This is a genomic window from Luteibacter sp. E-22, from assembly GCF_049913125.1.
Taxonomy (GTDB): Bacteria; Pseudomonadota; Gammaproteobacteria; order Xanthomonadales; family Rhodanobacteraceae; genus Luteibacter.
The window spans coordinates 937,525-956,088 of record NZ_CP183975.1 but is presented as its reverse complement, the minus strand read 5'-3'; the positions used below and the strand labels follow the sequence as shown (position 1 = coordinate 956,088).

General features: G+C 66.4%; 19 protein-coding genes. 17 read left to right on the top strand and 2 right to left on the bottom strand.

Annotated elements, in window-relative coordinates; translation table 11 throughout:
* Positions 1-93 precede the first annotated feature (93 nt).
* From ACN9M2_RS04160 to ptsP, 12 genes are all read left to right on the top strand, one after another.
* Positions 94-1,107 (top strand): KpsF/GutQ family sugar-phosphate isomerase, encoded by a 1,014-nt coding sequence (locus ACN9M2_RS04160; RefSeq protein ID WP_426286912.1) that lies wholly within the window; start codon positions 94-96, stop codon positions 1,105-1,107.
* A gap of 55 nt (positions 1,108-1,162) precedes the next feature.
* On the top strand, positions 1,163-1,711 hold the full coding sequence (locus tag ACN9M2_RS04155; protein ID WP_426286911.1) for a KdsC family phosphatase: 549 nt from the start codon (positions 1,163-1,165) through the stop codon (positions 1,709-1,711).
* The gene (gene lptC / locus ACN9M2_RS04150) at positions 1,708-2,307 is read left to right on the top strand and encodes an LPS export ABC transporter periplasmic protein LptC (protein ID WP_426286910.1); all 600 of its coding nucleotides are present in this window, start codon (positions 1,708-1,710) and stop codon (positions 2,305-2,307) included. Before ACN9M2_RS04155 ends, lptC begins: the two co-directional genes overlap by 4 nt.
* Complete coding sequence (gene lptA / locus ACN9M2_RS04145) at positions 2,270-2,851, top strand: lipopolysaccharide transport periplasmic protein LptA (protein WP_426286909.1); 582 nt, start codon at positions 2,270-2,272, stop codon at positions 2,849-2,851. Before lptC ends, lptA begins: the two co-directional genes overlap by 38 nt.
* A gap of 4 nt (positions 2,852-2,855) precedes the next feature.
* Positions 2,856-3,575 (top strand): LPS export ABC transporter ATP-binding protein, encoded by a 720-nt coding sequence (lptB, locus tag ACN9M2_RS04140; RefSeq protein WP_371024635.1) that lies wholly within the window; start codon positions 2,856-2,858, stop codon positions 3,573-3,575.
* Between the two features lie 99 nt (positions 3,576-3,674).
* Positions 3,675-5,156, top strand: coding sequence for an RNA polymerase factor sigma-54 (locus ACN9M2_RS04135; protein ID WP_426286908.1), 1,482 nt, complete (start codon positions 3,675-3,677; stop codon positions 5,154-5,156).
* A gap of 118 nt (positions 5,157-5,274) precedes the next feature.
* Complete coding sequence (gene hpf, locus ACN9M2_RS04130; RefSeq protein ID WP_371024633.1) at positions 5,275-5,628, top strand: ribosome hibernation-promoting factor, HPF/YfiA family; 354 nt, start codon at positions 5,275-5,277, stop codon at positions 5,626-5,628.
* Between the two features lie 229 nt (positions 5,629-5,857).
* The gene (gene hprK / locus ACN9M2_RS04125; RefSeq protein ID WP_426287859.1) at positions 5,858-6,760 is read left to right on the top strand and encodes an HPr(Ser) kinase/phosphatase; all 903 of its coding nucleotides are present in this window, start codon (positions 5,858-5,860) and stop codon (positions 6,758-6,760) included.
* A 19-nt stretch (positions 6,761-6,779) separates the two neighbouring features.
* Positions 6,780-7,661: an RNase adapter RapZ gene (rapZ, locus tag ACN9M2_RS04120; RefSeq protein WP_426287858.1), complete on the top strand. Its 882-nt coding sequence runs from the start codon at positions 6,780-6,782 to the stop codon at positions 7,659-7,661.
* A gap of 37 nt (positions 7,662-7,698) precedes the next feature.
* The gene (locus ACN9M2_RS04115; protein WP_371024631.1) at positions 7,699-8,091 is read left to right on the top strand and encodes a PTS sugar transporter subunit IIA; all 393 of its coding nucleotides are present in this window, start codon (positions 7,699-7,701) and stop codon (positions 8,089-8,091) included.
* Complete coding sequence (locus ACN9M2_RS04110) at positions 8,084-8,353, top strand: HPr family phosphocarrier protein (RefSeq protein ID WP_426286907.1); 270 nt, start codon at positions 8,084-8,086, stop codon at positions 8,351-8,353. The genes ACN9M2_RS04115 and ACN9M2_RS04110 overlap by 8 nt, the downstream gene beginning before the upstream one ends.
* A 32-nt stretch (positions 8,354-8,385) precedes the next feature.
* Complete coding sequence (gene ptsP / locus ACN9M2_RS04105; protein ID WP_426286906.1) at positions 8,386-10,143, top strand: phosphoenolpyruvate--protein phosphotransferase; 1,758 nt, start codon at positions 8,386-8,388, stop codon at positions 10,141-10,143.
* A 255-nt stretch (positions 10,144-10,398) separates the two neighbouring features.
* Here ptsP and ACN9M2_RS04100 read toward each other — a convergent pair whose 3' ends face one another.
* Both ACN9M2_RS04100 and ACN9M2_RS04095 read right to left on the bottom strand, forming a co-directional pair.
* On the bottom strand, positions 10,399-12,870 hold the full coding sequence (locus ACN9M2_RS04100; RefSeq protein WP_426286905.1) for an acyl-CoA dehydrogenase: 2,472 nt from the start codon (positions 12,868-12,870) through the stop codon (positions 10,399-10,401).
* 55 nt (positions 12,871-12,925) lie between these two features.
* Positions 12,926-13,804, bottom strand: coding sequence for an alpha/beta hydrolase (locus ACN9M2_RS04095; RefSeq protein WP_426286904.1), 879 nt, complete (start codon positions 13,802-13,804; stop codon positions 12,926-12,928).
* A gap of 139 nt (positions 13,805-13,943) precedes the next feature.
* Here ACN9M2_RS04095 and ACN9M2_RS04090 point away from each other — a divergent pair, with 139 nt between their 5' ends.
* The 5 genes from ACN9M2_RS04090 to ACN9M2_RS04070 all read left to right on the top strand — a co-directional run bounded on the left by ACN9M2_RS04090 (position 13,944) and on the right by ACN9M2_RS04070 (position 18,513).
* Positions 13,944-14,534 carry a TetR/AcrR family transcriptional regulator gene (locus ACN9M2_RS04090; RefSeq protein WP_306852103.1) on the top strand — a complete coding sequence of 197 codons (591 nt, stop codon included), beginning with the start codon at positions 13,944-13,946 and terminating at the stop codon, positions 14,532-14,534.
* Between the two features lie 98 nt (positions 14,535-14,632).
* Positions 14,633-16,426: a phosphoenolpyruvate carboxykinase (GTP) gene (locus ACN9M2_RS04085; protein WP_426286903.1), complete on the top strand. Its 1,794-nt coding sequence runs from the start codon at positions 14,633-14,635 to the stop codon at positions 16,424-16,426.
* A 150-nt stretch (positions 16,427-16,576) separates the two neighbouring features.
* Complete coding sequence (locus ACN9M2_RS04080) at positions 16,577-17,164, top strand: RNA polymerase sigma factor (RefSeq protein ID WP_426286902.1); 588 nt, start codon at positions 16,577-16,579, stop codon at positions 17,162-17,164.
* The gene (locus tag ACN9M2_RS04075) at positions 17,161-17,580 is read left to right on the top strand and encodes a hypothetical protein (RefSeq protein ID WP_426286901.1); all 420 of its coding nucleotides are present in this window, start codon (positions 17,161-17,163) and stop codon (positions 17,578-17,580) included. The genes ACN9M2_RS04080 and ACN9M2_RS04075 overlap by 4 nt, the downstream gene beginning before the upstream one ends.
* 24 nt (positions 17,581-17,604) lie before the next feature.
* The gene (locus ACN9M2_RS04070; RefSeq protein WP_426286900.1) at positions 17,605-18,513 is read left to right on the top strand and encodes a DUF4097 family beta strand repeat-containing protein; all 909 of its coding nucleotides are present in this window, start codon (positions 17,605-17,607) and stop codon (positions 18,511-18,513) included.
* Positions 18,514-18,564 lie beyond the last annotated feature (51 nt).

Below are 18,564 nucleotides of genomic sequence, written 5' to 3'. Positions count from 1 at the left end.
AAATGAGAATATGTAATGGTAATGGAAATCCGGTGTCGCAGAAATGGACATCCCGGGTAACCAGGGATTGCCCCACCCGGACAATGAGGTCACATGAACGCCCGCACCGCCCCACCCGCCGACGCCCTCCATGTGAACGCAGACACCGTCATCCGTAGCGCCCGCAACGTCATCAAGACCGAGGCGGCGGCCATCCGTGCCCTGGAGGCGAAGGTCGACGCCGCCTTCGTCCAGGCCTGCCAGATGATCCTGGCCTGCAAGGGCCGGGTGGTGGTCTCGGGCATGGGCAAGTCGGGCCATATCGCGCGAAAGATCGCCGCGACGCTCGCGTCCACGGGCACCCCGTCGTTCTTCGTCCATCCCGGCGAAGCCAGCCACGGCGACCTCGGGATGATCCAGCCGGACGACATCCTGCTCGGGATCTCCTACTCGGGGGAAACCGACGAACTCCTCTACATCCTCCCGGCGATCAAGCGACAGGGCATCGGCCTGATCTCGATCACCGGCAATCCCCGGTCGTCGCTGGCCTCCCAGGCCGACCTCAACCTCGACGCCAACGTCGCCTCGGAAGCCTGTCCCCACGGCCTGGCCCCGACCGCCAGCACCACGGCCGCCCTGGTCATGGGTGACGCGCTGGCCGTGGCGCTGCTGGAAGCACGCGGCTTCACCTCCGACGATTTCGCCCGCTCGCACCCGGCCGGCAGCCTCGGGCGCCGCCTGCTCCTGCACATCGCCGACGTGATGCACTCGGGCGACGACGTGCCCCGCGTACGCCTGGAAGCCACGCTGAGCGAGGCGCTGGTCGAAATGTCGCGCAAGCACCTGGGCATGACCGCGGTGGTCGATGCGGACAACCGCCTGCTGGGCGTGTTCACCGACGGCGACCTGCGCCGCGCGCTGGACGACGATGGCGTCGACCTGCGCAGCGCCTCCGTGGCCCAGCTCATGACCCGCGGGCCCAAGACGATCGGCTCCGACAAGCTCGCCGTCGAGGCCGCCCAATTGATGGAAAAGCACCAGATCAACGCCCTGCTGGTGGTGGATGCCGACGGCCGCGCGGTCGGCGCGTTGAACATCCACGACCTGCTTCGTGCCCGCGTCGTCTGAACGACCGGCCCCCGGCGCGCTCCCGGCGCGCCGTATCGTCCCCATATAGCGAACCATGGCCTACACCCATTACACCGAGATTCCCGCCGATGTGGCCGAGCGCGCCTCCCGCGTGCGCGTGGTCGTGTTCGATGTCGACGGCACGCTCACCGACGGACGCCTCTGGTACGCCGAGGATGGCCGTGAAACCAAGGTCTTCCACGTGCACGATGGCCTGGGCCTGAAAGCGCTGGAGCGCAACGGCGTGAAGGTCGCGATCATCACGGCCCGGATCAGCCATCCCGTGTCGCTGCGCGCCGAGGAGCTGGGCATCGCCCACGTCTACCAGGGCCAGAAGGACAAGCGCGCTTGCCTGGCCGGCCTGCTCGAGGCGTTGCGCCTGTCGCCGGAGGAATCCGCCTTCGTCGGCGACGACCTGCCCGACCTCCCGGCCATGGGCATCGCCGGACTCGCCGTGGCCACCGCCAATGCCCATCCCTGGGTGGCCGAGCGCGCCCATTGGCGCACGCGACTTTCAGGCGGCTATGGCGCCGCCCGCGAGGTGGCCGACATGATCCTCGCCGCCCAGGGCAAGGCCGAGGCGGAAAGGGATCGCTGGCTGTGAGCGTGCTCAACCTGTTGAAGGACCGCGGTGCGACGGGCACGGCCGGCATCCTTGCCGTCGTCCTCGGCGCCAGCGTGTTGCTTTATTACTGGGCGGCGCCGGAGAAGAAGGTCCAGGACTTCGTGGGCCCGCCACGTTCCGGCTACGTGCTGACCAATTTCGACCTCGATTCGTACAACGAGGAAGGCAAGCCCGCATTCAAGCTGATCGCGCCGCACCTCGAGCGGCGCGAGGGCGACGACTCGCTCTACATCAACGCCCCGGATTTCGTCCTTCCTTCGACCAAGGAAGCCGACATCCCGCCGTGGAAGGGCCACTCCCAGTACGGGTGGGTGAACAAGGATGGGAGCCTGCTGAAGCTGCAGGGCAAGGTCCACATGGAGCGACCGGCCTTCGGCACCACCCAGGCCGCCAGCATCGATACCTCGGAAGTCACCGCGTGGCCCAAGGAGAACCGCCTGGAGACGGCCGAGGCGGCGCGGATCGTGCAGGGAAGCTCTACAATGGATGGCGTTGGCATGCGCGCCAATCTCGACACCAAGCACCTGGAGCTCCTCGATGCAGTCCATAGCACGTACCTGCCGCGCAAGCGCTAAGGCCGCCCTGTTCGCGGCGCTCGGCATGGCGCTCGTGGCCAGCCTGCCCGTCGTGGCGAAGCAATCCGACCGCAACGAGCCGGTCGACGTCCACTCGAAGTCGTTCGACGGTTCGCAGCAGCCGGCCGGCAAGGTCATCTGGACCACCAACGTGATCCTCACCCAGGGCACGCTGAAGATCACCGGCGACAAGGCCACCGGCTACCTGGATGCCGACAACAACATCACCCGTGTGGTGGTCGACGGCAAGCCGGCCACCATCCACCAGCTCGACGAGCAGAACGAGCCGATGGACGGCCAGGCGCTGAACATCGACTACAAGGTCGACCAGGACTTCGCCGTCCTCACGGGCAACGCCAAGGTCAAGCAGCCGGCCAAGGGCAGCGCCGAAGGCGACAAGCTCACCTACAACACCAAGGACAGCACGATGACCGGCGAGAGCAATGGCGCCGCCCCCGTGCACATGACCTTCCAGCCGAAGAACAAGCCGGCCGCCGCACCGGCGACGCCCGCGACGCCGGCACCCGACACGAAGAAGCCCTGACCCGATGCTTTCAGCCCAAGGCCTGCAGAAGCGCTTCCGCGCGCGCCAGGTGGTTCGCGATTTCGCCTTTTCCATCCGTGAAGGCGAGGTGGTCGGCCTGCTCGGCCCCAATGGCGCCGGCAAGACCACCTGCTTCTACATGGTGGTGGGCCTCATCCAGGCCGACGCCGGGTCCATCAAGCTCGACCAGCAAGACATCACCGGGCTGCCGATGCACGCGCGCGCCAAGCTGGGTATCGGCTACCTGCCGCAGGAAGCCTCGGTGTTCCGGCGGCTCAGCGTGTCGGACAACATCCTGGCCGTGCTGGAACTGCGTGAAGGCATGACCCAGAAACAGCGCGAGGACGAGTTGGAGAGCCTGCTGGACGAGCTCAAGATCTCGCACATCGCCGAGCAGAAAGGCATCAGCCTTTCCGGTGGCGAGCGTCGCCGCGTGGAGATCGCTCGCGCCCTCGCCGCGCGTCCTCGCTACATGCTGCTCGACGAACCGTTCGCGGGCGTCGACCCCATCTCGGTGGGCGAGATCCAGCGCATCGTCCGTCACCTGAAGGAGCGCGGGATCGGCGTGCTGATTACCGACCACAACGTGCGCGAGACCCTGGGCATCTGCGACCGCGCGTACATCCTGAACGACGGCGAGGTGCTGGCCCGCGGCACACCGCAGCACATCCTTGCCGATGAAAAGGTACGGGAAGTGTATCTGGGTCGTGAATTCCGGATCTGACGGTACCCGGTTTCCTTTGGCGAAGCCGACTCGGCACGCCGCTGGTTTGCGGAGCCCGTAAGGGGTTACGATGGATCGGGAACCCCAAGCGTCGCAGGCATGAAACCCGGACTCCAGTTTCGCCTCCATCAGCAGCTCACGCTGACGCCGCAGCTGCAGCAGGCCATCCGCCTCCTGCAGCTGTCACAGCTTGAGCTCGAGGCCGAACTCCGCCAGATCGCGGAAAGCAACCCCTTGCTCGAGTTCGCGGAAGACGCCGAGTCCGAAACGGAACCGGCCGCGGAAGACGGCTACGAGGCTCCGGAATTCCCCTCGCGCGAAGACACCCCGGTCAAGGCCTCGAAGGAGGACGAGGAATCCACCGTCACGCCGTCCGAGGAACTGGCTCCGGAATGGGACGACGACCGGTTCCACGGTGATGCCGGCGACTACGCCGGTGCGTCTTCCCGCAGCGGCAGTCTCGACGAAGATGGCTTCGAGCCACAGAACGCCGCACCGGAAAGCCTCCAGCAGCACCTGGAGTGGCAGCTCAACCTGTCGCAGTTCTCGCCTCGCGACCATGCCATCGCCACCGCGATCATCCACGCGCTCGACGAGGACGGTTACCTGCGCGATGGCGTGGAAGCGGTGGAAGCCGCCTTGCCCAACGAGTTGCATGCGACCGCGGAGGAGATCGAGGCCGTGCGCCAGCGCGTGCAACGCTTCGACCCCACCGGCATCGCCAGCCTCGACCTGCGCGATTGCCTGTTCTGCCAGCTTTCCCAGTTCTCGCTCGACACGCCGCATCGCGAACTCGCGATCCGCATCGTGAACGAGGAGCTGGAGCTACTGGCGCGCAACGACGCCGCCAAGATCGCCCGCCGGCTCAAGGCGCCCGAGGCCCACGTGGCCGCCGCGGCGGGCCTCATACGCAGCCTCGACCCCCGTCCCGGCGCCGCGCTGGACGCCACGCCCGTGGAATACGTGGCGCCCGACGTCTACGCCCGGCGCGAGAACGGGCGCTGGCAGGTCAGCCTCAATCCCGACTCCCAACCCCGGCTGGGCCTCAACCAGCACTATTGCAACCTCATCGCCCGCGCGCGCGGCGACGACGCCACCTGGATGAAGGGTCAGCTGCAGGAAGCGCGATGGTTGCTCAAGAGCTTGCAGTCCAGGGCCGAGACCTTGCAGAAGGTGGCCGATGTGATCGTCCGCCGGCAAAGCGCGTTCCTCGACTATGGTCCCGAAGCCATGCACCCGCTGGTGTTGCGCGAAGTGGCCGAGGAAGTGGGCATGCACGAATCCACGATCTCCCGGGTGACCACGCGTAAATACATGCACACGCCGCGCGGCACCTTCGAACTGAAACATTTCTTCTCCAGCGGCGTGGCCACCGAAGATGGCGGCACCGCGTCCGCCACCGCGATCCAGGCCATGCTGCGCAAGCTCATCACGGCCGAGGACGCGCGCCGGCCCCTCTCCGACCAGGCGCTGGCGGAGGAACTGCATCGACGCGGTATTCAGGTGGCACGACGTACGGTGGCCAAGTACCGCGAGGCCATGCGCATCCCCAGTTCCAGCGAACGCGTCCGCGCCAGTTGACGCGCAAGGAACCCCATCGGAGGTCTACGGTCCCATAGGTTCAAGGCTAGAGGAACGGTACCTCGCCGTTCCGGTCTCGTCGCCACAAGGCGGCACCCTCAGCAAGAAGGAGGCGTCAATGCAAATCCAGATCAGCGGCCAGCACATCCATATCACCCCCGCCCTGCGTGAGCGCGTGGAACAGCAAGTCGGCCGCTTCGAACGCCTTTTCGACAACATCAAAGCCCTCGACGTGGTCCTTTCCGTCGACAAGAACGAGCACAAGGCCGGCGGCACCTTGCATTGCGCGGGCACGCGCCTGCATGCCGACGGTATCGCCCGGCTCGAGGACGACAACAAGAACGACACGATGTACACCGCGATCGACGCGATGATCGCCAAGCTGGCCGACCAGTTGAAGAAACACAAGGAAAAGCTGAAGGACCACCACAACCACGAGGTCCGTGACGGCCGCGTCGCCAGTAGCAGCTGACGCCCCGCCCGCGGTAACCGGGCCCCGGTGGATAAGCCGGGCCCCAGTGGGAAGCGCGCCGGCGCGCGAACAGGCTTGCCGCAAGCCCCGTCGCGGCCAAGGCCGCTTCCCACCCTTGTGGCACAATATAAGCAAGCCGGCCGCCCCGCGTGCCGGCTTTTCTCTTGTAAGGGACCCAAGCGTGGACCGGCTTACCGCCAGACAACTCTTCGACGGGGTGCACGAGCGCATGGCCTTGCGCTGGGCCGCCGGCATGCGCGGCGAATCGCGCGTGCTCGAGCCCAACGCCAAGCAGAGCCGCCGACCCTCCCTCGTCGGTTATCTCAACGTGATCTACCCCAACAAGGTGCAGATCATCGGCACCGAGGAACTCAACTTCCTCGACGGACTCGATTCGCGCCAGCGTTGGGAAGTCATCCACAAGATCGCCGCCTACCAGCCTGCGGCCCTGATCGTCACCAAGGAACAGTCCATCCCGGCCGACCTGCGCGAAGTCGCCGAGGAAACCGACACGCCGCTGTGGCAGAGCACCAAGCGCGGTCATGAACTGCTCACCTACCTGCAATACCACCTGGCCCGCACCCTGGCGCCGCGGGTCACCCTTCACGGCGTGTTCCTGGAAGTGTTCTCCATCGGCGTGCTGATCACCGGCGAACCGGCCTCGGGCAAGAGCGAACTGGCCCTGGAACTGATCAGTCGCGGTCACCGCCTGGTGGCCGACGACGCCACCGAGTTCACCCTCATCGCCCCCGATGTCATCGATGGTGCCTGCCCTGAATTGCTGCAGGATCTCCTGGAGGTGCGCGGCCTGGGCGTGCTGAACATCCGCGAGATGTTCGGCCATACCGCCGTGAAACCGTCCAAGTACCTGCGCCTGGTCATCCACCTCAAGCCGCTGCGCGAAGGCGAGGAAACCGACGCCATGACCCGCCTCACCGGCGATGTCAGCCGGCGCAACGTGCTCGACGTCGACGTGCCCAAGATCACCATTCCCGTCGCGCCGGGCCGCAACCTGGCGGTGCTGGTCGAGGCCGCGGTGCGCAACCATGTGCTGAAGGCCAAGGGCATCGACCCGGCGCAGACCTTCATCGACCGCCAGGCGCACCAGATGCGCCGATTCTCCCCGTGGTGATCCCGTGAGCGACGAAGTCATGAGCCCCATCGTCGATCCCGATGCCATCCACCTGGTGGTGCTTACCGGCATGTCCGGTGGCGGCAAGACCGTCGCGCTGCGCGCGCTGGAGGACCTCGAGTTCTATTGCGTCGACAACATGCCGGCGGAGCTGATCCCGCAGCTGGTCGCCGCCGTGAGCCAGGGCGAGCACGGGCCGCGCAAGCGCATCGCCGTGGGCGTCGACGTGCGCAACCGTCGTATCGACCTCTCGCGCATGCCGCACGTGCTGTCGGAGCTGTCTTCCGCCGGCGTGCACGTGCACCTGATCTTCCTCGACAGCCGTGACGATGTCCTCATCAAGCGCTATTCAGAGACGCGCCGCCGCCATCCCCTAGCGGCCGAGAAGCTGTCGCTGGCCGATTCCATCGCCCAGGAACGCAAGCTGCTTCGCCCGCTGGTCTCGATCGCCGAGAAGGTCATCGATTCCAGCGACCTGAACGTGCATCAGCTGCGCCGCCTGTTCGCCACCGGCTATGCCGCCGCCTCCGACGGCACGACGCTGCTGTTCGAGTCCTTCGCCTACCGGCGCGGGCTCCCCTCCGATGCCGATTTCGTCTTCGATGCGCGCTGCCTGCCCAACCCTCATTGGGACCCGCGGCTGCGCCCCTTCTCGGGCAAGGACCTCCCCGTCCGGGAATTCCTCGACGCGAACCCCCTGGTAGGCGAATACTATGCCGACGTCGCCCGCTGGCTCGACACCTGGTTGCCGCGCTTCGAGGGCGAAGACAGAAGCTATGTCACGGTTTCCATCGGCTGTACCGGCGGTCGTCATCGATCGGTCTACCTGGTGGAGAAACTGGCCCAGCATTTCCGCTCGGAACGCGGCAACGTACTGACTTTCCATCGCGAGCTCGAGTGACCATGACCCAGCCCAAGCCATCACGAGACACCGGGCGATGAGCGTCGGCGTCCTCCTCATGACCCACGAAGCCGTCGGCAAGGCGCTGATCTCGGCCGCGCGGCACGTCATGCCCAAGCTGCCGCTGGACATCGACGCCGTCGAGGTACCGCCCAGCGCGGACCCGGACGTCATGCGCACGCTCACGGCGAAGCACGCCCGCGACCTCGACCACGGTGAGGGCGTGCTCGTCCTGGCCGATCTTTACGGCGCCACTCCCTGCAATATCGGCCTGTCCCTGGGCGAACTCGGCGTCCACCTGCGCTGCGTCTCGGGGCTCAACCTGCCGATGCTGCTGCGGGTTCTCAATTATTCGGAAAAATCGTTGCCCGAACTGGCCGAGATCGCGGCCAGCGGTGGCCGCGGAGGGATCTTCATCGACCATGCTTGAACGAGACATCGTGGTATCCAACCGGCTGGGCCTGCACGCGCGCGCATCAGCCAAGCTCGTCCAGCTGGTTTCAGGTTTCAAATCGACGGTCTGGCTCGTTAGCAAGGGGCGCGAAGTGAACGCGCAAAGCATCATGGGCGTCATGATGCTGGCCGCCGGCATGGGCACCGCGCTGACCGTGCGCGCCGAGGGAGCGGACGAAGAAGGCGCCCTTGCCGCCGTCATCGATCTGTTCGACCGCAAGTTCGACGAGGGCGCCTGAAGCATGAACCACGTGCGCAGAACGAGGGCCGCATGAGAATCGTGTTGACCGGCACGCCGGCCGCGCGGGGCATGGCCCTCGGCCGGGCGCGTCTGGTCCAGCCGAACATCCTCGCCGTGGACATGCGGATGCTCGAGGACAAGGAGATCGGCCCCGAGATCGAACGGCTGCACCAGGCCCTCGACACCGCCCGTACCGAACTCCACGAGTTACGCGGCAAGCTGCACGGCGCCCTTGCCCGTGAAGTCGGCGACTTCATCGATGCGCATAGCCTGCTGCTCGACGACGAGGAACTGCTCCGTGGCCTCGACGAACTCGTCACCGTGGGCCACTACACCGCCAGTGCCGCGCTGAAGATGCAACGCGACCGCCTCGCGGCGGTGTTCGACGCGATGAACGACCCTTACCTCAAGAGCCGTGGCGAAGACATCGACCAGGTCATCGGCCGCGTCATGTCAGCGCTCAACCAGCAGTCCAGCCGCGAGGAACGCAAACTCGCAGCCCGGGTCGGCGAGATCGTCGTCAGCGACACGATCGCACCGGCCGACATGGCCGCGATGGCCGGGCAAGGCATGCTCGGCGTCATCGCCAGCGCGGGTAGCATCTACTCCCACAGCGCGATCCTCGCGCGCAGCTTCAACCTGCCGATGCTGGTCGGCACCCGCGACGCCCTGGCGACCGTCAACGACGACGACCTCGTGCTCATCGATGCCGAGCACGGCGAGGTCATCGTCCACCCTACAGCGCAAGACCTCGCTCGCTACCGCCAATGGCAACGGCAGGCGGCCGCCGAGGGCCGTCGGCTCGCCGCACTGGCGACGGCGCCCACGCTCACGAAAGATGGCGCCCATGTGCGCCTCTTCGCAAACGCGGAACTGGCCGGCGACGTGAACCTCGCCCGCTCGCGCGGAGCGGACGGCATCGGCCTCTATCGTTCGGAATTCCTGTTCCTGCGCCAGCGGGGCCTGCCCTCCGAAGACGAGCAGTTCGCCGCCTACCGGGATGTCGTGCTCGGCATGGGCGGGCTTCCCGTCACTATTCGCACGCTCGACCTCGGCGCCGACAAGGCGGACGCCGCCGGGCTGGCCATCCGTGGCGAGGACAACCCCGCGTTGGGTGTCCGTGGCGTCCGCCTCTCCCTGCGCTATCCGGACATTTTCAGCGTGCAGCTTCGCGCCATCCTCCGCGCGGCCTGCTACGGACCGGTGCGCATCCTGGTGCCGATGATCACCCACCTCGGCGAGATGACCGAGGTGCGCCGCCTGATCAAGAAGGCGCGCGAAGACCTGGCGAGGGCTGGCCAGGAGCTGCCGGAGCGACTCGACGTCGGCGCCATGATCGAAGTACCGGCCGCCGCGATCGGGGTCACTTCGATCCTGGAGAAAGCCGACTTCCTCGCCATTGGTACGAACGACCTCGCCCAATACGTGCTCGCCGCCGACCGCAACAACGATGCGCTCGAAGGCATCTACGATCCACTGCAACCCGCGTTCCTGCGCCTGATCGCCCATGTGATCGCCAGCGCCCGCCGGGCGAAGAAGCCGGTGAGCCTGTGCGGTGAAATCGCCGGGGATACCCAGTTCACCGCGCTGCTCCTGGCCATGGGCCTGGAGGAATTCAGCATGCATCCGGGCCAGCTCCTGCAGGTCCGCGACCGCCTCACCCAGCTCGACTGCGGCGCCCTCCGCCGTGCGGCGCCTCGTCTCTTCCGCGCGCATTCGCGCGACGAAGTGGAGGAACGGCTGCTCGAAGTCGTTGCCTTGCAGGATGGCTGCGCCGAAACCCGATAGCCGGGAAACCGCTTGGTGGAAGCCGGTTGGGTGGGAGCCGACCCTGTCGGCGATGGAGTGCTTGCCGCAAGCTGGCCCGCTGCCGCGGGATCGCCGACAAGGTCGGCTCCCACCAGAGCGACTCCCGCCAGCAAAAGGTTCGGGGTCCCACCAGGCAAAAGGTTCGGGGTCCCACCAGGTAAAAGGTTCGGCTCTCACCAGGCAAAAAAAGGCCGCGATCGCTCGCGGCCTTTTCATTTCCAACGACGCTGTCGATTACGCGGCGCGTACCGGCTTCATGGCCTCGGCATTGCGCACAACGTTCGCCCGCAGTTCCTCGCTGTCGAAGTCGTCCACCGCGATGAATTCGGCGACGCCGTCGCGGACACGCTGCAGCAGCTCGCGTTCGGCGGGCGTGATGGCACCGAGCTTCTCGGCTTCCGCCAGTTGCTCGTTGTACGTGTGCGAACGCAGCTGGCCGCCCTTGAACGCCTTGAGGAACTTGCGCTCCACCGGCTCCGCGGCGATGACGTCCGGCAGGATCGCATTCATGCGGCCCACCGTGTTGTTCGCCGTCGGGGTGAGATAGCTCCACGTGGTGAGGCGGTCGCGGGCTTCGTTCGGCGCCGTGATCAGCGCGGCGACGCGACGGCCCAGGCGGTCCGACGGCGGCACTTCGCGACGGCCGAACGGAAACACGAGGGCACGCAGCAGCCAGGCCACCGGACGGACCGGGAAGTTGCGGATCACGCCGTCCAGCGCCATCTGCATCTTCCACACGCACTCATGGAACGCCCAGGCCAGCAACGGACGGTCCGCTTCGGGACGGCCGGTGTCCTCGTAACGCTTGAGCATCGCGCTGGCGATGTACAGGTACGAGAGTGTGTCGCCGAGGCGGGCCGACAACTTCTCCTTGAACTTCAGCTTGCCGCCGAGAACGCCCATCGAGACGTCCGCGCAGAGCGCCAGCGCCGCGGAGTAGCGATTGAGCTTGCGGTAGAAACGGCGGGTGTAGGCATCGCCGGCGGTGTCACCGATCTTCGCCGCGGTGATGCCGAGGACGAAGCTGCGCACCGCGTTGGAGAAGCCGAAGCCGATGTGGCCGAACAACGCCTTGTCGAAGGTGCTGAGGCGCTCGCGATAGTCGGCGATGTTCAGTGCCTGCATTTCCTTCAGCACATAAGGATGGCAGCGGATCGCACCCTGGCCGAAGATCATCAGGCTGCGCGTCATGATGTTCGCGCCCTCCACCGTGATGGCGATCGGCACGCTCTGCCAGCCGCGCCCCATGTAGTTCTTGGGGCCCAGGATCACGCCCTTGCCGCCATGGATGTCCATCGCGTCCGACGCGATCTGGCGGCACCATTCCGTGGCGTGGTACTTGGCGATGGCCGAAGGCACCGCCGGCTTCTCACCGCGATCGACCGCCGCGGCCGTGGCGCGCGACAACGCCTGGGTGGCATAGGTGAGGCCGCCGATGCGGGCCAGCGCTTCCTCCACGCCCTCGAAGCGGCCGATGGCCAGCCCGAACTGCTTGCGCATGCGTGCGTAGGCGCCCGTGGCTGCCACCGCCATGCGCGACGCGCCGGTGGCATTCGATGGCAGCGAGATCGCGCGGCCGACCGAGAGGCATTCCACCAGCATGCGCCAGCCCTGGCCAGCCATGTGCGGACCGCCGATCAGCACGGACAACGGCACGAACATGTCCTTGGCGTGGACCGGGCCGTTCTGGAACGGCGTGTTGAGCGGGAAGTGCCGACGACCGATCTGCATTCCCGGCGTCTCGCGCGGAAGCAGGGCCAGGGTGATGCCCAGGTCTTCCTTGTCGCCGAGCAGCTTGTCCGGGTCGTACATGCGGAACGCCAGGCCGACGATCGTGGCGACCGGGGCCAGCGTGATGTAGCGCTTGTCGAACGTGAGGCGGATGCCGACCGTTTCCTCGCCGTTCCACATGCCCTTGGTGACGATGCCGAAATCGGGAATCGACGTGGCGTCCGAGCCGGCGTACGGACCCGTCAACGCGAAGCAGGGGATTTCACGCCCGTCCGCCAGTCGCGGCAGGAAGTGGTTCTTCTGCTCGTCGCTGCCGTAGTGCATCAGTAGTTCGCCCGGCCCGAGCGAGTTCGGCACGGCGACGGTGGACGCCAGCGTCTGCGACATGCTGGACAGTTTCTGCAACACCGCCGAATGGGCCAGCGCCGAGAAGCCGAGGCCGCCGTAGCTCTTCGGGATGATCATGCCGAAGAACTTGTTCTTCTTGATGAACTCCCAGACGTTCGGCGGCAGGTCGGCCAGTTCGTGGGTGATCTGCCAGTCGTCGATCATGGCGCAGAGTTCTTCGACGGGACCGTCGAGGAAGGCCTGCTCTTCGACCGAGAGCTCGGGCTTCGGCTGGCGAAGCAGTTGCGACCAGTCCGGCTTGCCCGAGAACAGCTCGCCCTCGAAACCTACCGTGCCGGCCTCCAGCGCGGTCTGCTCCGTGTCGGAGAGCTTCGGCGTCACCTTGGCGAACATCGACAGCAGCGGCGCGCTGATCTTCTTCCGACGGAAGTCGACCATCAGCAGTGGCACCGCCACGACCGCGAGCAGGATGAGCAGCACGATGGTGGTCGCCGGCGCGCCGGCGAGGAAGCCCACGACGACGATCGTCGCCGCCGTCGCGACGGCCCACGTCTTCAGGGACGTGCGGTGGTAGGCACAGGCACCGGAGGCGATGAGCGCCGCCAGCACAACTAGGATCGCAGACATCGGTATCACCTCGTCACAGTCGGGTCGTTGCTACGTGTTTCGTGGAGCGGTTGGATCAAAGGGTTTCCAGGAACGTCGCGATCTCGCGGGTGAACGCGTCGTTCGCGTCGCCCGCCACCATGTGCGTGGCGTCGGGCAAGGCCACGTGGCGCGCATGCGGCACGAGGCGGAGGAATTCGTCGACGGTATGGCTGGACACCACGTCGCTGCGTGCGCCGGACAGCAGCAACACCGGGACATTCACCCGTGCGGCGGCCGCGAACAGTCGCGGCTGGTAGCGCTCACTCTGCTGGATCGGACCGTCGAGGAGGGCGGGGTCCCAATGCCAGCGCAGGCGCCCATCGTCGTCCTGACGGAGCAAGGGTTTCAGCTGCGCTTCCGTCTTGCGTTCGCGACGGTGCGGCAGGTACGCCTCGATCGCCGAGGCGGCCTCGTCGTAATCCACGAAACCATTCGGATGCGCACGCATGAAACCGAGGATACGTTCCACGCCGGCGGTTTCCCACCGTGGCGTGATGTCGACCAGGACCAGGGCCGAGAAGGGCTCCCTGCCCTCCTCCGCTTCACCCGCTGCCAGCAAACCGAGCAGGCCGCCCATGGAGGCGCCGACCAGCACCGGGGCGCGGCCATCCGCCGACCGGGCGCTGGCCGCCACCGTGAGCAGGTCGGCCACGAACTGCTCCATGTGGTAGTCGCCACGAGGTACGCGTTCGCTCTCGCCATGGCCGCGCGCATCGAACGTGGTGGCGTCGAATCCCTGGGCGGCCAGCGCACGCGCCGCGCCGTTCCACGCATGGCGGGTCTGGCCGAAGCCGTGCGCGAACAGCAGCGACGGCAAGCGTTGGCCGCGCCAGTGCTGGGTGGCCAGCGCGATGCCGTCGAACGAAACGAGGCTGGCGCGAGACGAATGGACAGGGGACGGGATGGCTACCATACGGCTGAGTATGTAACCCGCGACGAGGTGCGTCAATACGCCAGCGTACGGTCATGTAACGGCTGACAAGTCAAGGTCTTATGCAACATATGAAGAGCCTCCCAATTGCAAACCGCCGCGTCTCCGCTACCATGCGTCGATGAACGACGGTGCCAAGAACGAACGAGTCCGCCTCTCCGCCGAAGATTGGGAAGACGGCGCCCTAGCCCTCATCGCCGAGCAAGGTGTCGGCGCCCTCGCGGTCGAGGCCCTGGCGCGGCGCCTCGGCGTCACCAAGGGTAGCTTCTACTGGCACTTCCGCACCCGCGAAGCGCTGCTCCAGGCCTCACTCGAACGCTGGGAGGAATATGGCGAACGCGAGGTGCTGGCGGAAATCGAACGTATCCCCGATCCGCTGAAGCGCTTCCCGGAACTGTTTCGCCGCGTCGCGCACGAATTGCAGCCGCATCGCGTGTATGCCGCCTTGCTCAAGGCACTCGACCATCCACAGGTGGTGCCGGTGATGTCGCGCGTCTCTCAGCGGCGCATGGAATTCCTCACGCGGCTCTACCAGGAAGCGGGCCTGGAGCCGGTCGTCGCCCTGCATCGCGCACGCCTCACCTATGCGGCGTACGTCGGGTTCCTGCAGTTGAACTTCACCCTCGGCCTGCCCCGCCTCAGCCACGAGGAGTTCGACGCCTACGTCGAACACATGATCGCCACCCTCACTCCGGCGCGGTCCACCGATTGATCCTGAATGGCACGCGCGCTTTTGCTGCGCCGTGCCTTGCCAATACCAGGCCACGCAAACTACTGTCTCTGCTTGCGTTTAACTGGAGACCACCAAGGATGCGATCGCACGGCAGTTCACTGGAAGCATTGAATCGATGGGTCGACGAAGTCGCCGCGTTGACGGAGCCAGCCTCCGTTCGCTGGTGCGACGGCTCGGAAGCGGAGTACGCCGACCTCGTCCAGACGATGCTAGCCAGTGGCGACCTCCTTCCGCTCAACGCGGAGAGCAATCCCCACAGCTACCTGCATCGCTCGCACCCTTCGGATGTCGCGCGCGTGGAACACCTGACATTCGTGTGCACGCCGGAAGAGAGCGACGCCGGCCCGAACAATCACTGGATGGCACCCGCCGACGCGCACGCGAAGATCGATGCCCTGTTCGCCGGTGCCATGCGTGGCCGCACGATGTACGTGATCCCGTATTGCATGGGTCCGATCGATTCGCCGCTCGCGCGCTGCGGCGTCGAGATCACCGACAGCCCCTACGTCGTCGCCAACATGCGGATCATGACGCGCATGGGCGCGCCTGCGCTCGCCCGCATCGAGCGCGAAGGCCAGTTCGTGAAAGGCTTGCACTCCACGGGCGACCTCGACCCGGAACGCCGTTTCATCATGCATTTCCCCGAGGAGCTCTCGATCAAGTCGATCGGCTCGGGCTACGGCGGCAATGCGCTGCTCGGCAAGAAATGCCACGCGCTGCGCATCGCGAGCTACCAGGCGCGTCGCGAAGGATGGCTCGCCGAGCACATGCTCATCGTCGGCGTCGAGAATCCCAAGGGCGAAAAGCATTACATCGCCGCCGCCTTCCCTTCGGCATGCGGCAAGACCAATCTCGCCATGCTCATCCCCACCGAGGGCTACCGCAAGGCGGGCTGGAAAGTCTGGACCGTCGGCGACGACATCTGCTGGATGACCCCAGGAAAGGATGGACGCCTGTGGGCGATCAATCCTGAAGCCGGTTATTTCGGCGTGGCCCCCGGTACCAGCGCGAGCACCAATCCCACCGCGCTGGAAACGCTCGGCCACGATGCGATCTTCACCAATGTGGCGTTGACCGCCGACAACCGTCCCTGGTGGGAAGGCCTCGGCGAAGGTGAGCCGGTAACGGACTGGCAGGGTCGTCCGTACGACACGGGCAACGGTCCCGCCGCGCATCCGAATTCGCGCTTCACCGTGAGCGCGAAGCAATGCCCGAGCTGGGCGCCGGAATCGGAAGATGCCGCTGGCGTGCCTATCTCCGCGATCGTCTTCGGTGGCCGCCGTCCGTCGTTGGTGCCCCTGGTGTTCGAAGCGAAGGACTGGGCGCACGGCGTGCTCGTCGGTGCGGCCATGGGTTCGGAAACCACCGCCGCCGCGACGGGGGCCGTCGGCGTGCTCCGCCGCGATTCCATGGCGATGAAGCCTTTCTGCGGCTACAACTTCGCCGACTATTTCGCCCATTGGCTGTCGTTCGACAAGCCGGGCGCGAAGCTGCCGCGCATCTTCCACGTGAACTGGTTCCGCAAGGACGCCGACGGCCGCTTTATGTGGCCGGGCTACGGCGAGAACCTGCGGGTGCTCGACTGGATGATCCAGCGCGTGGAGGGGTTGGCCAAAGGCGTGGACACCCCGATCGGCACCGTGCCTGCCAAGGGTGAACTCCATACCGACGGACTGTCCCTGACGCCGGGCACGCTGGAGGAATTGCTCCGCGTCGATGTCGAGGGCTGGCAGGAAGAACTGCGCGCCATCGGCCTGTACCTGGATGGCTTCGGCGAACGCATGCCGGAGCGGCTGAAGGCCGAGCGCGAACGCGTCAGCAAGGCACTCGACGCCGCTTACGCGGGGAAGCGCACGGCGCACGTGGCCTGACTTGCCGATCTTGCGGCCCGCCCCGGTCTCGGGGCGGGCCGTATCGCCGCTGAAGCGGCTCCCACAAAGGCCGGGCCTGCCTTTCCTCCTTGGGCGGACCGCCGCTCCTCGTTAAACCGTTTCCCCCTTGCCCGCATCCAAGCTGGCAAGATGAACGCCCTATGCATCGCCGCCACGTCCTTCATGCAGCCTGAGCTGCCCGCCGCCTCGTCGGACGACGACACCGTGCGCGCGGCCGTGGCCGGCGACCGCAAGGCCTTCGAAGCCCTTTACCGGCGCCACGCCGACCGCGTGTACGGTGCGGTGCTGCGGTTGGCGGGCTTCGATCATGCGCGTGCGGAGGACCTGACCCAGGAAGCCTTCATCCGCGCCTGGCAGAAGCTCGACGGCTTCCGTTTCGAGAGTGCGTTCGGCACCTGGGTGTACCGGCTGGCCGTCAACGTGGCGTTGATGTCCATACGTGCCCGCAACGCCGACCCGGTCAGCATCGTCGACGACGAGCACCTGCCGGAGATCACCGACATCGACAATCCCGTCCGCGCGTTCGAGCGCGGCGAGCTGGAAAAGGCCATCGCGTGCTTGCCGCCGAGGGCCCGTGCCGTCCTCGTGCTGCACGACGTGGAAGGTTGGAAACACGAGGAGATCGCCGTCGAGCTTTCGATGGCGGTGGGCTCCTCGAAAGCGCAGTTGCACCGTGCGCGCGGACTGCTCCGCCGTGCGCTGGGAGATAAACCATGAACGAACTCGACTACCTGCGCCAGATGCGCTCCCTCAACCGCCCGGTCGTGCCCCATCGCGACCTGTGGGCCGGCATCGAAGCCCGTCTCGACGAGGCCTCGGGTGCTTCCGCGGTACGACACCGCCGTGCGCGCCCCTGGCTGATGGCAGCGGCCATCGCCGGAGTCGCCATCCTGGGTGGCGGCCTGGGCCTGCACCTGGTCTCGCCCACCGACCAGGCGGGCATAGCGGTGGGGCAGTCGTGGAAGCCTTCCGATCCGCGTCTTTCCGGCGCGGCGGTTGAACTCGACGCCGCACGCATGGAGCTCACGCAGGCCATGCAGGATTCCCCCGATTCAGCCGCGTTGCAGCGCCTGCTGCTGCGCACCGAACGCCAGCGCGACCGTCTGCGCAACCTCGAAAAGCAAGCCGGCTAAACGCGAACAGCCAGGACACTACCCATGAAAACGCTCTATCTCACCCCCCTGCTGCTGGCGCTTTCGATCGGCGAGGCCTTTGCCTCGACGCCGATCAACCTGTCGAAAGACATCCGCCCCAACGCGAAGATCAACATCGAAAACGTCAAGGGCGAAGTCACCGTCACCGCCTGGGACAAGAACCAGGTGCAGGTCTCCGGCAGCCTCGGCGATGGCGCCCGCCCGCTCGAACTGGAAGGCGATGACCGCAATGTGGAGATTCGCGTCGAAGGCGACGAGAAGAAAGGCAACTGGTTCAGTTGGGGCAACGACTCGCGCATGCAGCCGACCACCCTCAATGTGCGCGTGCCCAGGGCGGTGGAAGTCCATATCAACGTGGTCAGTGCGCCGGTCAGCATCGATGGCCTGGATGGCGGCAAGATCGACGTCGAATCGGTCAGCGGACGCATCCGGGCCAACCTGCGCTCGCCTCGCGTCAGCATGCAAACGGTGAGTGGCACGATCGACCTCGCTGGCCATGCGGGGGAAGCAGAGTTGCAAACCGTGTCCGGCGACATCACGGCACCGAGCGTCGGCGAGAAGATCGAAGCCCAGACGGTCTCGGGCCGCATGACCATTGGTGGCGGCCCCTGGAAGGAAGCCAGCTTCAGCACGGTGTCCGGCGACACCCAGGTCAACGGGGCGCCGGCGCGCGGCGGCAAGCTCGATGTCGATTCCATGAGCGGCGACGTGCAACTCCAGTTGCCCGCCGACGCGTCGGCGCGGCTCGAGGCCTCCACCTTCAGCGGTGACCTGCGCAGCGACTGGGGTAACCCCTCGCGTGGCGACGATGGCCCGGGCAAGGAACTGAAGACCACCATTGGCGGTGGCGACGCCTTCATCCACGTCGAATCGTTCAGTGGCGACGTCCGCGTCCGCGGTGCGGGACGCTGAGCACGACGAAGCCGCCTCCAGGGCGGCTTCTTTTTGATCCTTCGCCCGACC